9 protein-coding genes and 1 pseudogene are annotated in these 15,393 nt (G+C 45.3%); 8 read left to right on the top strand and 2 right to left on the bottom strand.

The window, feature by feature from the left end:
* Positions 1–36: 36 nt before the first annotated feature.
* Positions 37–1,719, bottom strand: coding sequence for a sensor histidine kinase (locus tag AC1DE7_RS19380; RefSeq protein WP_047843168.1), 1,683 nt, complete (start codon positions 1,717–1,719; stop codon positions 37–39).
* Positions 1,720–1,911: 192 nt separating this feature from the next.
* Between AC1DE7_RS19380 and AC1DE7_RS19375 the strand changes: the two genes are divergently transcribed.
* The 6 genes and pseudogenes from AC1DE7_RS19375 (at position 1,912) to AC1DE7_RS19350 (ending at position 10,220) form a co-directional block, all read left to right on the top strand.
* The gene (locus AC1DE7_RS19375; protein WP_477534988.1) at positions 1,912–3,558 is read left to right on the top strand and encodes a type 2 periplasmic-binding domain-containing protein; all 1,647 of its coding nucleotides are present in this window, start codon (positions 1,912–1,914) and stop codon (positions 3,556–3,558) included.
* A gap of 52 nt (positions 3,559–3,610) precedes the next feature.
* Positions 3,611–6,451, top strand: a complete 2,841-nt coding sequence (locus AC1DE7_RS19370) for an alpha-L-rhamnosidase (RefSeq protein WP_477534987.1) — start codon at positions 3,611–3,613, stop codon at positions 6,449–6,451.
* Between the two features lie 55 nt (positions 6,452–6,506).
* Complete coding sequence (locus AC1DE7_RS19365; RefSeq protein ID WP_047843171.1) at positions 6,507–6,713, top strand: cytochrome P450; 207 nt, start codon at positions 6,507–6,509, stop codon at positions 6,711–6,713.
* Between the two features lie 328 nt (positions 6,714–7,041).
* Positions 7,042–7,311: pseudogene (locus tag AC1DE7_RS19360) on the top strand (alpha/beta hydrolase); the annotation flags it as partial.
* A 440-nt stretch (positions 7,312–7,751) separates the two neighbouring features.
* The gene (locus AC1DE7_RS19355) at positions 7,752–8,525 is read left to right on the top strand and encodes an SDR family NAD(P)-dependent oxidoreductase (protein ID WP_047844343.1); all 774 of its coding nucleotides are present in this window, start codon (positions 7,752–7,754) and stop codon (positions 8,523–8,525) included.
* A gap of 288 nt (positions 8,526–8,813) precedes the next feature.
* Positions 8,814–10,220 carry an MFS transporter gene (locus AC1DE7_RS19350; RefSeq protein ID WP_053061566.1) on the top strand — a complete coding sequence of 469 codons (1,407 nt, stop codon included), beginning with the start codon at positions 8,814–8,816 and terminating at the stop codon, positions 10,218–10,220.
* Positions 10,221–10,291: 71 nt separating this feature from the next.
* On the opposite strand, the gene AC1DE7_RS19345 is transcribed toward AC1DE7_RS19350, so the two are convergent.
* Positions 10,292–11,512, bottom strand: coding sequence for a cytochrome P450 (locus AC1DE7_RS19345; RefSeq protein WP_047843172.1), 1,221 nt, complete (start codon positions 11,510–11,512; stop codon positions 10,292–10,294).
* Between the two features lie 406 nt (positions 11,513–11,918).
* Here AC1DE7_RS19345 and AC1DE7_RS19340 point away from each other — a divergent pair, with 406 nt between their 5' ends.
* Complete coding sequence (locus tag AC1DE7_RS19340) at positions 11,919–13,877, top strand: beta-glucoside-specific PTS transporter subunit IIABC (RefSeq protein WP_477534986.1); 1,959 nt, start codon at positions 11,919–11,921, stop codon at positions 13,875–13,877.
* 61 nt (positions 13,878–13,938) lie between these two features.
* Positions 13,939–15,381 (top strand): glycoside hydrolase family 1 protein, encoded by a 1,443-nt coding sequence (locus AC1DE7_RS19335; RefSeq protein WP_477534985.1) that lies wholly within the window; start codon positions 13,939–13,941, stop codon positions 15,379–15,381.
* Positions 15,382–15,393: the final 12 nt, after the last annotated feature.

The raw sequence follows: 15,393 nt of genomic DNA, 5'->3' as shown, positions 1-15,393 counted from the left end.
AACTCAAACTATGCTATCAAACTAGACTCTTTTCTGTCAACGTAAGGATTCATTCTGCCAATTGGCGAGCGACCAGTTTAATCGGACACGCATGCCTCCAAGGGGACTCTGTTCAAACTGGATACCCGAATGGGTAGCGTCCTGAATGCGCAGACGCTCCGCAATATTCCAGAGTGCACATCCCATCGTGTCCACAGGCGGCTCGGATATTCTGGCCTTAAGTGCATTAATTTCTTCCTCCGTCATGCCTTTCCCGTCGTCGTCAACCACAATACAGAGCCCGTGTTCCGTGCGCTCAACGGTGATATGAATGGAACCGGAATCCCACTTGGCTTCTATGCCATGGATGATGCTGTTTTCCACCAAAGGCTGAATGAGTAGTTTGGGAATCGGGACAGATCTTAGCTCGTCCGGTAGCTCAATCTGATAAGAGAGACGGTCCATGCGTAAGCTCTGTATCTCAAGGTAATTGCGAACGATACCCAACTCTTTTTCCAAACAGGTCATCGGCTCGTCAAGGCGTGTGGTGTACCTGAAATATTCAGCCAAGTTCTGGGTCATGGCAGTAACCGCTTCCTCATTGCCCAATCTTGTCATATTATTAATGAAAAAGAGACAATTATATAAAAAGTGAGGATTAATCTGGGCTTGTAGCTGTTTCAGCACCGCTTCACGAGCTACGATTTTTTCCTTGTATACCTTTTCAATCAAATCCTCAATCTGTCCGGCCATGTCGTTGAATTGACCATATAAGTAATCAAATTCATTACCGCTCTGCCGCTGAATACGATAAGAGAAGTCGCCATGCTTCAAAAGACGAACACCTTTTAACAGAGCAAGTATGGGGATCTGTACCTTGCGGAAAAGAACAACAATAATCGTGACCCCCGCCATAAACAGCATGACACAGGCAGAGTAAAACCAGAATTGGGTCATTCGTATAGGCTGTAACGCTTTATCAAGAGGCATAAAATCAATTAAATACCAACCGAGCTGATGAGAGTACACATAATTGACAATGTACTGGGCTCCGTTAACCGAAACGGTTTCTGTACCGGAGGATGGTTGTAGATGACCGGTTAGCTCCTTCATGATGAGAGGGGTAATGGAATTAGCCTCTTTGCGAGTAATCAATTGCTCGTCCGGTTTATAGAATAACGTCTCATTCTCGCTCTGATGTGAGTTCTCAACTATATCCTCCAGATTGCTGCGCGGGAACTCCAACCGAATAATGATCTGTGGACTGACCTTGTATTTATAATATTTAGCTGTAGCTGCATCATAGTTCCAGCCTGATTTCAGTGAATCTACAGAGGGAGTCTTCATATCTAACTCCGAAGAAATGATCCATTGATTCAACAGAACCGAGTAGACCGATATTTTGTTATTCCATCCCTCGGACAAACTTTGCAAATTGACTCTCACAGCAACATTTTGAATCAACTGTACCTGCTCAAAGGAACTCATCACGTCAATGGATCGCAGCAGTGCAATAGAATTGTCCGTTTCCATGGAGATGGATAACATATTCAGCCGATTTATGCTCTGATCGAGTGAGTTAACGACAAACTGCACTCGATTGAGATTGTTGGTTTCAATATCCTTTTGAACGGTATCCAGACTGGATTGAACCGAGAAGGTATACATGACCAGGACGGCGACAAGCATAATCAGCGTGATGGCCACTATGTTCATAAAGGTCCTGTATTTCTTTTTCAAYCCTTAACGCCTCCTGCCAACGATGTAAATTCACCTTATTGTAGGCTGGCATTGGATGAAATACAAGTGATTTGGAATGTAATATAGATGAAGGTTAAGAATGAATTATCTAATGTTGAAAAAGCGTTATTTCGACTGTATAACTGGCACGATATGATGAAGATGAATTAGATGAAGGAGTGCATTTCGCACATGAGTAGCAAAATATACCTGTCTCTTTCTGTTGCTTGTTTGATTCTGTTTACCGCCGCATGCAGTGGTAAAGCACAAGAGCCTATGCCTGTAAAAACAGGTGTGATCGTAACAACAGTCAAAATGAATGATCCAACCACCATCTACAAAAATGGCGAAACTGCTGCCGATAATGTACATATCCGTTGGGCCAGAGAAACGCTTGGCGTGGATATTCGGACCCAATGGAGTGCTCCTGTCGATGACTATGATATGAAGCTTCGATTAATGCTCTCTGCTGACAATACGTTACCTGACGTGTTCTCATCCAATGTCATGGACACAGTCAATGGATTTATGATCTCAGGCAAACTGTTGGACGCTGGACAAGCCTTTGATCGATATGCATCATCCACTTGGAAAGCGGCTATGGCTGAAGTGCCAGAAGCATGGAAGCCTTTTGAGATTGACGGGAAACGGATGGCGATTCCGATCATTACGGAGCAAGCCTCGCAGTCCGTACTTTGGATTCGCAAGGATTGGCTAGATTATCTGAACCTGAAGGCACCAAGCAATCTTGACGAACTGGAAAGTGTAATGAAGGCCTTTACCTATGATGATCCAGACGGTGATGGCGTACAGAATACCTACGGTATTGATTTTGCAATCAAGGACCAGTATCTGGCCTCGCCTATCGGAGACATATCCTGGGTATTTGGTGCGTATGGAGCGATTCCAAGTATATGGAGCAAGAATGTACAGGGCAATCTCGTGTACGGAAGTATCCAGCCTCAGATCAAAACCGCACTGGCAAAACTGCAAGACTGGAAGAAAAAAGGATATGTGAGCAATAACATAGCTCTGCAGGACTTCAATCAGGTCAATAAAAATATCTTTGATGGCAAAGTTGGCATGGTAGCTGGTCCACGCTGGTTTGGAGATTATCCGCTGCAACAACTTAATGAAAAGGATCCGAAGGCTGAGTTTGTGCCTTATCCGATTCCTGCAGGAATGGACGGAACCACAGCGAGATTCAAAGGAAACTCTTACAGCGGGGCTTTAATGATCAGCGCAAACATTTCTGAAGAAGCCTTGCAGGCTTTTTTTAAGTATCAGAACTATCTGTATGAGGCTACGGTGACGAATAATCCGTTGTATCTGAGTGCCTATCAGAATGGATATGATTATGTACTGAACCCGGATGGTTCGGTGGATAGTGACAGCCGCGATATTCCCGGGGGGAAAGTGATAACGTTCAAATATACCCTCATGGGACAATATGCGAGTTACCCTTCCCGATTCAGAGCAGCTCTTCTGAAAATGGGCAAGCGAGAAGGGCTCAGCTCTCATGATCGCGCCATTTTGTTCAGTATGGGAATTGACCCTAAGGATGAGAAGCAGTATCCCATTATGAAGGCAAATGTTGTAGAGACCAGGCAGCGGCAGATTGATCGAGTCAATCTGTTTCAGGGGCCCCCGACAAAAACAATGCAAGCTCGAAACACTTATTTGCAAAAAATGGAACTGGACACCTTCAACTCCATTATTTATGGAGAGGAGCCACTCGCCATTTTTGATGAGTTCGTGAAAAAATGGATGGATTCAGGCGGAAGAAAAATCACGGAAGAAGTGAATGAATGGTACCAATCGGCGCAGACTCGGCCTTAAAGCAGGATGGTTAAACGTTCCGAAAGGTAATCGACAAGGGGAGGTTTCATCGATGAACATTACTCATATGAAAACAAATCACATCACTAATCCGCTCGGTTTTGCGGTAACCAAGCCAACCTTTTCTTATACCGTTACGGATACGACAGCGACAACACAGATCGCCGCACAGGTAGAAATTGCACTGGATGAATCTTTTACAGAACTTGTATTTGATAGTGGAATAACAGAGGATATTGATTCGCTCGCGTATTCTCCGGATCTGGAACTGGCTGCACGGACGCGTTACTTCTGGAGAGTTCGATTATGGAATGAGCTTGGGGAAAAGGCGACCAGTGAAACGGCCTGGTTTGAAACGGCGAAGCAGGATGAACCATGGACAGCAAAGTGGATTACACCTGAACTGGAACCGACGATTCATCCAGTCCTCCAGAAAACGTTCGAAGTCAAAGGTCCCATCGCCAAAGCACGGGCGTACATCTGTGGTTTGGGAGTATACGAATTGGAACTAAACGGAGTCAAGGCTGGGGATGAGTACTTGGCCCCTCATTATAATGCCTATCACAAATGGCTTCAGTATCAAACCTACGATATTACCGACCTGCTGCAAGAAGGGTCCAACGCGATAGATGTCCGTTTGGGGAATGGCTGGTATAAGGGACGGTTTGGTTTTGAAGGAGATACCACTGCCAATTTGTATGGTGATCATTTTGCATTGCTGTCCGAGCTGGTGATTACGTATACGGATGGAACAGAAGTTGTTGTCCCTTCAGATCTGTCCTGGCATGCCACCCGCTCGAATGTGGTGGATGGTAACATCTATGATGGAGAAATCTATGATGCCACGCTGGACGTGACTGAGATTTATCCAGTTCGGGAAAGTGAAATGGGGTATGAGCTTTTACAAGCAAGAAAAAGTCTTCCGGTCGTGATCAAGGAAACCTTGAAGCCGATCGAAATTTTGACCACGCCTGCGGGAGAAACGGTCATTGATATGGGCCAGAATATGGTAGGCTGGCTGCAATTCCGTACTACGGCACCAAGCGGAACGGTCATCCATTTGCAATATGGCGAATTGTTGCAGAAAGGCAATTTCTACCGGGAGAACCTTCGCTCGGCTAAGGCGGAGTACATCTATACAGCAAACGGTGAAGAAGCTATTGTGCGTCCGTATTTCACATTTTACGGTTTCCGATATGTTAAGGTTGAAGGCTGGGCAGGCGAACTGGATCTGAATGACTTCACAGGCTGTGTGGTTTACTCGGATATGGAACGTACCGGGTATTTAGAAACCAGTCATGCTGGCGTGAATCGTTTGTTCGAAAATGCACTCTGGGGGCAAAAGGGAAACTTCCTAGATACCCCTACCGATTGTCCACAGCGCGATGAGCGCATGGGCTGGACAGGGGATGCACAGGTATTCTCCGGTACAGCAAATTACAATATGGATACGTATGCCTTTTTTAACAAGTATGGATATGATCTGTGGATGGAACAAGAGGATCGGAACGGTATGGTTCCGATGGTCATTCCGGTTGGACGTGTGCAGGGCGGAGGGTCCAGCGCCTGGGGAGATGCGGCAACCATTATTCCGTGGAACACGTATCTGCATTCCGGGGACCCATCCATTCTGGAGCAGCAGTTTGACAGCATGAAGACATGGGTAGATTACATCAAGCGTTCGGATGACGAATCCGGTAGTACACGTTTATGGGCGATAGGTTTTCACTTTGGTGACTGGCTTGCGCTAGATGGGGATGATCCGAACTCTCCAATGGGGGGAACAGATAATTACTTTATTGCCTCAGCCTACTATGCCTATTCTTCAGATATCGTAGCCAAGGCTGCCAAAGTACTTGGACATCATGATCTTGCCGCATCCTATGACCAGTTGGCGCAAGAGGTTAGAGCTGCAATTGTGAAGGAATACTTTACTGCGAATGGACGTCTGGCAGTAGATACACAGACCGCATACGCTATAGCGTTGTATATGGATCTCGTTCCTGAGCAACATAAAGCACGGATTGCAGAAGCTATTCGCTTGCGTGTACGCAAGGATCAGAACCACTTGAGAACTGGCTTTGTAGGTACGCCGTATTTGAACCGGGTTCTATCAGCATATGGAAGCAATGATATCGCCTATACGCTTCTGCTCAATGATGATTACCCAAGCTGGCTGTATGCGGTCAATATGGGAGCAACAACAATCTGGGAGCGTTGGAACTCCATTTTGCCAGATGGTACAATCAGTGAAAATGGTATGAACTCGCTTAATCACTATGCCTATGGTGCCGTTGTTGAATGGATGTATCGTCATATGGCGGGGATCAATCCAGTAGAGGATCGACCTGGCTTCCGCCATGCACTGCTGGCACCGATGCCTGATTTCAGAATCCAGTGGACTAAAGGTCGCATTGACACCGCTACAGGAACTTATTGCAGTGAATGGAGGTTTGATGAAGCAGGTAAGCTGTATTTAAGCTTCTCTGTTCCATTTAATGCAACAGCAACGATCAAGCTGCCACGCGCCGTGGTTGATCAGGTGATGATGAACGGAATTACACTTTCGGATACAGGCCTGATTGTCGTTCAGGTTGAAGATGAAGTGATCATCGAAGTGGTGAGTGGCACGTATGATTTTATTTATGTACCATCCGTGCCATACAAACAAACGTTAAGCACCCGTACACCTCTGAATGTACTGCTTCGTAACGAGCATAGCCGGAGTATGCTGCACGAGCTTTCACCGGTGCTGGCTTCGCTGGACCCGGGGACAATTGGCCCGATGGGGGAAGCAAGCTTGCGTGATCTATCCACCTATCCTTCGTTCAGTACGCCAGAGGAAGAACTTGACCAGCTCGATCTCAAGCTGGAGACCATTCAAATCGTATAGAATAAATCATTGCTCCTAGATACGACGAAAACGAAACACGATGACGTTTCTTTAAATGCAAATCATCTCAAACCGATGGCCTGCTGAGGTGAGTAATATTCGCTGGGCTACCGAGGATGTCGAATTCGGTGGCAAGCACATCCGTAAGGGCGACATGCTCTTTGTTTCCTTTTCCTCAGTCAACCGGGATGAGAATCAGTTCGCTGACCCGGATGCATTTGATATCACACGGAAGGTCAATAATCATAATACGAGAGGATAGCCCTACTTAACCGCGATTTCGCGGTTTTTTCTTTGTCTTTGACTAGCAATGGGCTTGAATTACGCTACACAATCTTTGTATCGCGTTATAGTCGATCGTCTCACTTGAAATCTACAATAGAAGTATCCTTTTGGCCATGTCAATCCACTCTACCTGTTGGATTCTTCACCCGAGCTGGCAAATACCAAAAAGCGGCCAGCGGTACTTGTGCTTCCAGGTGGAGGATATAGAGCTTGTTCTGATCGAGAAGCTGAACCCGTTTGCTATGGCATTTTTGGCTGAAGGTTATCAAGTCTTTATCCTGTGAAATTCACTCAATCAGCATGCTGTATTTCCAAAACCATTGAACGATGCGGAGGAAGCGTTGACACGCAAGCGGGCCAACAGTGCGGACTGGAGAATTGATCCTCAAAAAGTAGCGGTATGCGGCTTCTCCGCAGGGGGCCATCTTGCTGCAGCTTTGAGGATGATGGGTTCCACTCGGCCTAATGCAATGATTCTTGGTTATCCTTGTATTCTGGAGGAGATGAGTGATATTTTTCCTAAGCCCGTTCCAGGCGTGGAACCTGTTAACCGAGGAAGAGCAGAAGCAGCTTAACGATGGGCTAAAGACTATTTCGGTGACATAACACTGGAGGCAACACAGCATAAACAGAATAAGTCCTTTAGCCATTTTCGGGCTCGTTCCTAATCTATTAAAATGACGAATTGCAAAAAAAGACACAAAATGATAGTATTTATATCAAGATAATAGTAAAACTATCAAAATAAAATTTGGAGGAAACAACTATGACAACTTACAATGAAAACATTAAAATTTCGGAACTATTGAATAATGATGAAGCAACAACATTGCTTACCAAACATCTACCTGAATTCATTAACGAGCCATCATTCAAAATGGCTTCCCATTTTACGCTGGATCAACTCGCAGCCGTTCCACAGGTCGATCTGCCAGAAGACATTTTGTCCGCACTGAAAGCGGATCTTGCTAACGTAACCTTCGAATCTGCAGAGGCTCCTAAAGCGAGCAAAGCTGTGAATACCAAATCCGATTCGCTTGCAGGCAAAGTGATTACCATCACAGGCGCTGGTAGCGGTATTGGCCGAGCTAGTGCAGTGTTGATGGCATCGAGAGGAGCCAAGCTCGTTCTGGTGGATTACAATGTAACAACAGGGGAAGAGACACTTGCGCTTGTGAAGGAGCAGGATGGCGAGGGCATCTTTGTTCAAGCTGATGTATCCAAGGAAGAGGATGTAGAAAACTATATTCAAAAAGCAATTGAAACATTTGGTAAAATCGATGTCGCGTTCAACAATGCAGGAATCATTCAGAAGTTCCAGCCTTTCCATGAAACATCCCTGAACAATTTCTCCCGTATCATTGACGTCAACTTGAAGGGGATCTTCCTGGGGATGAAGCACGCTCTCAACGTGATGGTTCAACAAGGTTACGGTCATGTGATAAATACAGCATCAACCACGGCGCTTCGAGCTGAGCACAGTCTGGCCGCTTATACAGCGAGTAAACACGGTGTTGCCGGATTGACAAAAGCAGCAGCGATTGAGTACGTCAGAAAGGGCATTCGGGTAAATGCTATCTGCCCTGGGGGTGTAGCCACTTCGCTGACCGCAGCTGTTCCGCAAATGTTACAAGAAAGCGATTATATGCCCGAAGAATTCCCAAATATGAGAATTGGGCGTTTTGCGGAGCCGGAAGAGCTGGCTGAACTCGTAGCATTCCTGGCATCGGACGGCTCCAGTTATATGACAGGCTCTATCATAGTAGCAGACGGTGGGTTGACACTTTAAGGAGTAACAGCAAGTCTTTCGATCATGGTTCTAGCGGTTTTAAAGCCAATTCCTGATCTATTTCGGTTCATTTTATTCATAAGGATCGTGCATAAAACATATGGACCAAAAACTGATTCAGTATACCTGAGTCAGTTTTTTTGTCATTCAAACAGCAGGAATACCTTCTGTTTGGATTGCGTTATTTGATCTTAACAATGCGCTATATCTGTTATATGTGCCAGGACATAAAATGAAAGTATAGAAGAGGAAAGAAATTCAACATGAAGAGTAACGGAGGCGAGTGTTATGGGAGTTGCAGTGAATGAGCAGCATATTAAAGTAGATAATACGCCGACTCAGCCACCCCGGGAAATACCAACGAAAAAGTTAATTGGCGATTCAATGGGACAGTTCGGGTTAAACATTTCAAGTGGATTGTTGGGTTTGATCACGTATTATTATACGGATGTCGTTGGCGTGTCTGCCGCTGTAGTCGGTACGGTAATGCTGCTTACCAAAGTTTTGGATGCGTTTGCAGACATCGGTATGGGTGTACTGGTGGATCGGACCAAAACCAAGTATGGGCAAGCTCGTCCCTGGTTGTTATGGATGACCATTCCAATGTTCATCTCATTATTCTTAATGTTTTCCGTGCCGGATATAAGTTCTACAGGCAAAATTATATATGCGATTATTACGAATCTTGTATTCTACATTTTGGTGTTTACTCCAACCTCGATTCCATATAACAGTTTGATGGCGTTAACAACGCGTAACAGTTACGAGCGTTCCTTAATGGGTATTATCCGTTCAAGCAGCGGGTATCTGGCAGGTATGGTTGTTGCCGTTGCATTTGTTCCAATCGTTACAGCAATGGGCAATAGCAGAAGTGACTGGACGTTGCTCGCATCAATTTTTGCTGGTGTTGCAGCAATCGGGATTTTCATTTCATTCCTGTCCAATAGGGAAAAGTACAACAATGTTCAATTGGATGAGCTTGGCATGTTTCAGGATAAAACGCCGATTCGTGAAGGACTGAAATTGCTCTTTGCCAATAAATACTGGGTATATATGTTCTTCGTAATGGCTCTCGCTAGCATTTTGTTTGCTCTGGGCGTGGCAGCAGGAAGTTATTATGCCAAATATATTTGGGGCAATGTAAGCCTGATCGGCATCATGGGTGCTATTGGTTTGATTCCGGTTATTATCGGATTTGCCTTGTCCGGACCATTCATCAAACGTTATGGCAAGCGAAATACAGCCCTCGGCGGTATATTAATCGGACTCCTCGGAGCAGCCGTTCGGTTAGTCGCTCCCGAGAGCATTACATTGGGTCTGATCTGTTCTATCTTCCAAACGCTTGGTACAATTCCGCTAATGGCAGTAGGTGGAGCAATGGTCACAGACACGATTGAATACGGCGAATGGAAATTTAACAAAAGACTTGTTGGTTTAACGAATAGTGTCATCGGTTTCGGTTCAAAAGTAGGCACAGCCATTGGCACAGCAATGATTGGATGGTTCCTCGCGCTAGGAGGATATGTCGAACAAGCTACAACCCAAGGAGAAGGAGCAAAGCAGGCCATCATCGCGTTGAATATATACGTCCCCATTGTTGTATTCATTCTTCTTGTAGTATTCCTTTACAAAAACAAGCTGGACAAGGAATATCCAACGATTATTAGAGAGCTTGAAGATAGAAGAAAGGCATAACAAGATTTAAGTGTCCTTACACACAGCCAATCGCTTGTGTGTAAGGGCACTTTTAATTTGATGAAATTAGTTCAAAAAAGCTTGGTTGTTACGATGGCTGACAGGTTTTGAAGAGTCTGTGTACCCGGGTAGAGCTGGCTTGCCGCTTCAAATTTGATTTTTGCAGTAATATTGGAAAAGTGATTCGTGAACCCTCTCAGCACCAGTTGGCCCTCTAGCCTGGCTAATGGAGCGCCCAGACAAAAGTGAGGTCCTTTGCCAAACGAGAGATGACGATTGCTGTTGGGACGGTAGATATCAAAGCGGGAAGGTTCGGGAAAATGTCTAGGGTCATTGTTGGCTGCACCCAGCCAGGTTAATATAACATCTCCTTTTTTCATAGGCACGCCAAGGATGTCTGTATCCTCTACTACCACACGATCAAGTGTCGTGGGAAAACGATACCTTAACGATTCTTCAACAGTATTCTCTATCAGTTCTGGATCTGCGGCAATATCCTGATAGATTCCGGGTTGATCATACATAAAACTGTAGAACAGGCTGTTTATCATGTTGGTCGTAGTTTCGTTCCCAGCAGCAAGGAGGCCCAAGCTAAAGGTAACAACCTCTTCATCGGTTAGTTGATCCCCATCCAGCTCGGCAAGTGTGAGATCGGAAATAATGTCCTCGGCAGGATGCTTTCTCTTCTGCTGAACAATGGGGAGCAAAAATTCGTTAAATTCTTGCATAGCCGCATACTTCGCATTCATCTGCTCCTGCTCATTACCTGTGGCATTGGGGAAAAATAACATGTCAGACCAGGCTTTGATCTGTGCCCGGTGTTGCCTCTCTACCCCAAGTAGATCGGCAATGACAGTAACAGGAAGTGGAACCCCTAGGTCTCGAACAATGTCCACATCATCTTTCGTCTTCATCTCAAGCATTAACTCATCAACGATAGCCGCGATTTGAGGCTCCCAGGTTTTTAACTGACGTGGGGTGAAGGCACTAGAGACTAACTTTCTAATATCACGTTGAACAGGGGGATCAACAGAATTGATGTTCACTCGGGTAACTACCGGTGGAACCGGGGATACACTCCGTTTACGAACACTGGAGAACCGTTTCCAGTCTGTTAGAACGGAATTGACATCATCATAACGATACAGATTCCATACTTGCTGCTTCTCGTCAAAATAGATGGGATGATTCTCCAGCATGTACTCATAATAAGCATATGGATTCCAAAGTTCTTCAGGTGTCTCTAAATTAGATACCTGATGAATAACGATCGATCTGTTATCAGTCTGCATGTCTCCTCGCCATCCTTTAATGTAGTTTGTGGAAATCTCCAAATAATGATAGCCAACCTATCATTATTTGTTTTAAAGGTACCATAAATCACACTTATTTAGCAATTAAATGAAATGTTTTACTGAATATCAATTATTTAGAGATACTCTTAGGGTCACAGATGAAGAAACATTTTCATATCAAAATGCAGAAAAATGTCGAATAAAGTGATTGCTAACAAATTTATTGTGTGATATTATGATCCAGTAAACGTTTACATCTATAACGAATTAAATATTAGCAGTGTTTGGCTGTTACTGGTAAAGCAGGCATGACCAAAATGATTTGCATTTTCCTTATGTGAGTAGGGGAAGGCATATCGTTTTGGTCTTTTTTTATATCCAAATTCAGAAATGAGGCATTGGTATGGATTATCGCAAGCTGGGACAAGAGATAACGGAATTGGTTGGGAAGAAGGATAATATCGCTCGGCTTACGCACTGCGCAACCCGACTACGATTCGAACTGCACGATATCTCCAAAGCGGAGACAGAAAAAATCAAAGCACTTCCAGGTGTCATTACCGTTGTGAACAATGGTGGACAATATCAGGTCGTTGTGGGCAATGAGGTGCAGCAGGTCTACCGAGTTATCACTCAGCAGATGGGTTCTGCTACCCGAAGTGCGGAATCCAAATCGGATTCTGGCAAAAATAACGGACCAAAACAAAAACAGAGCTGGATCTCCAGATTCATCAGTGTGATCTCAACAACATTTACTCCGGTAATACCGGCAATCATTGGCGCGGGTATGATCAAAGCGATATTAGCCGTACTTGTGCTGACAGGCCTTGTAACGACGGAAAGCCAAAACTACTATATCCTTAATACCATTGCGGACGCGGCTTTTTATTTCATGCCTATTCTGCTGGCTTATGGAGCTTCCATTAAATTTGAAACTAGTCCCATTCTGGCGATGACAGTTGCCGGCGTGTTGTTACACCCGGGATGGAGCGCCCTGATGGCGGAAGGAAAAGACGTGTTTTTCATCGGTGTGCCAGTTCGACTAACCGATTACGCGGGCTCCGTGTTGCCGATTATTATCGTCGTTTGGCTCATGTCTTATATTGAACGTTTCGCGGATCGGGTATCGCCCTCAATGATCAAATTTTTCACGAAACCAATGATTGTACTATTGATTACAGCACCACTTGCATTGGTGGCGATTGGGCCTTTCGGAACGTACCTGAATGATCTGGTTGCGATGGGTGCAGAAGCGATTAATGCCAGAGCCAGTTGGCTGATCCCTTTGTTAATGGGAACTTTGCAACCATTCCTGATCGTAACAGGTACCGCATGGGCCATGACGCCGATTGCAACTAGCCAACTGACCAAAAATGGATATGAAATGATCAACGGTCCCGGAATGCTCGCGTCCAATATTGCTCAAGGTGGGGCCACCCTTGCTGTAGCATTGAAAACAAAAAACAAAAAACTGAAACAGCTCGCTGCTTCATCCGGTTTCACCGCTGTGCTGGGTATCACGGAACCATCCTTGTACGGTGTAACGCTGAAACTGAAGAAACCCTTAATTGCCGCAATGATCGGTGGTGGTGTAGCAGGGATATACGCTGGTCTGACCGGATTAGTACGTTATGCCTTCGTGTCTCCAGGGCTTGCCGCGTTACCTGCATTCATTGGCAGCAATCCGATGAACATCGTTCATGCCATTGTGACTTGTCTGATCGCTTTTATCGTTACTTTTGCTCTGACATGGATCATTGGTTTTGAAGATCCAGTGGACGATGAAGAAGAAGGAAATACCAACGTTAACGATGACAAGACACTTTCCGGGCAGCCTGTTCAAGACAACAGCCCAAGCACACAGTCTTCTACAATAACAAATGTAAATGTACCGAGCCAAAATGAATTACGCCCACTTACGATCGCCAGCCCGATGCAAGGGGAATTAGTCCATCTAGACCGTGTACCAGACGATGTCTTCTCTTTGGGATTACTGGGTAAGGGTGCTGCCATTATTCCTGCCAAAGGAGAACTGTATGCACCAATCGCAGGTGAAGTTACGGCTTTCATGGACTCCAAACATGCGGTCAAATTAAACGGTTATGATGGAGAAGAGGTGCTCATTCATATTGGAGTGGATACCGTCAACCTAAAGGGGAGACATTTTGACTCTTCCATTAAAGTAGGGGATCGCGTACAACGGGGGGACTTGTTGATCCGCTTTGATATCGATGCCATCAAGGCAAAAGGGTATGAAGTCATAACCCCGATCATTATCGCCAATTCGGATCGTTTCTCGGATATTAAGCTGGAGAAGCAGAATCCTGTGGAGGTTGGAGCAACCATTATCCACCTTTCGTAACAACCGTAATATGGTCCCGTCATATATCATGATCAACTTTTAAAATGAAGGAGTGCTTGAGATGTTATATCAACAGATCAAACCATTCCCCAATGAATTTCTGTGGGGAGGGTCTACCTCGGCCTATCAAGTGGAGGGAGCCTGGAACAAAGATGGCAAAGGCCTGTCCGTCATCGATATGTGTGATCATCCGGCTGGAACCGCCGATTTCACGGTTGCGAGCGATCACTATCACCGATTCAGAGAAGACGTGAAGCTTTTTGCAGAGCTGGGCCTCAAAGCATATCGTTTTTCAATTGCATGGACTCGAATCTTGCCTTCAGGCACAGGGGCTGTTAATGAGAAGGGACTCGATTTTTATCACCAATTAATTGACGAATTGCTGCTCCATGGTATTGAGCCCATTGTGACCATGTACCATTTCGACTTACCCTACGAGCTTGAGAAAACCGGAGGATGGAACAACCGGGGGACGATCGATGCCTTCGTCGAGTATGGGCGTATCTTGTTTGAGCATTACGGGCATAAAGTGAAATATTGGTTGACCATTAATGAGCAAAATACGATGATTCTCCATCCCGGTGCTATTGGTACACCAAAAGGCGGACGCCTGCCTTCCAGTAAGGAACTTTATCAGCAAAATCATCACATGTTTGTAGCTCAAGGCAGAACGATGCGACTATTTCATGATATGCTCCCGCAAGGCAAGATTGGTCCTGCATTAAACATGACTTCCATGTACCAGGCAACCTCCAGACCAGCCGATGCAATCGCTGCTCATAACTGGGAGACGATTCGCGGATGGGGTTTTCTCGACTTATCGGTGTGGGGACGGTATAATCCATTATTCTGGAGTTATTTACAGGAACGCGGCATCGAGCCGGTTATTGAGCAGGGTGACATGGAAGATATCCAGTCTGGCCGCCCCGATCTGGTAGCAATCAACTACTACTCGACGGTAACCATTGCCGCCAGTATCGGAGATGCGTCGGATGTTACAGCTCGTGCAGGGGATCAGCAAATTATGCTTGGTGAGCAGGGAGTTTACCGGGCAGCGGAGAATCCTTATACCGAAAAAACAAAATATGGTTGGGTCATCGACCCGGTTGGCCTAAGGCTGACATTGCGTAAGGTATGTGAACGGTATGGTCTCCCTATTCTAATTACGGAAAATGGCATTGGAGCCCCGGATGTACTTGAGGCAGATAACACCATTAACGATACGTACCGGATTGATTTTATCGAGAAACATCTGGAACAGATCAGACTGGCTCTAACAGATGGAGTAGATGTGATTGGTTATTGCCCTTGGTCCGTTATTGACGTGGTAAGCACACATCAGGGGTATGGGAAACGTTATGGAATGATCTATGTAAACCGCGGTGAACAGGATCTGAAGGACTTGAAGCGTTTGAAGAAGAAAAGCTTCTCGTGGTATCAAGAGGTCATTAAACAGAATGGCAGATGTATCGGAAATTCGGATCAGGCGGTCACGAAAGAATAAAGGATCGTGATG

This window comes from Paenibacillus sp. 10L310, assembly GCF_056395745.1.
This window is presented reverse-complemented; position numbering and strand designations above follow the sequence as displayed.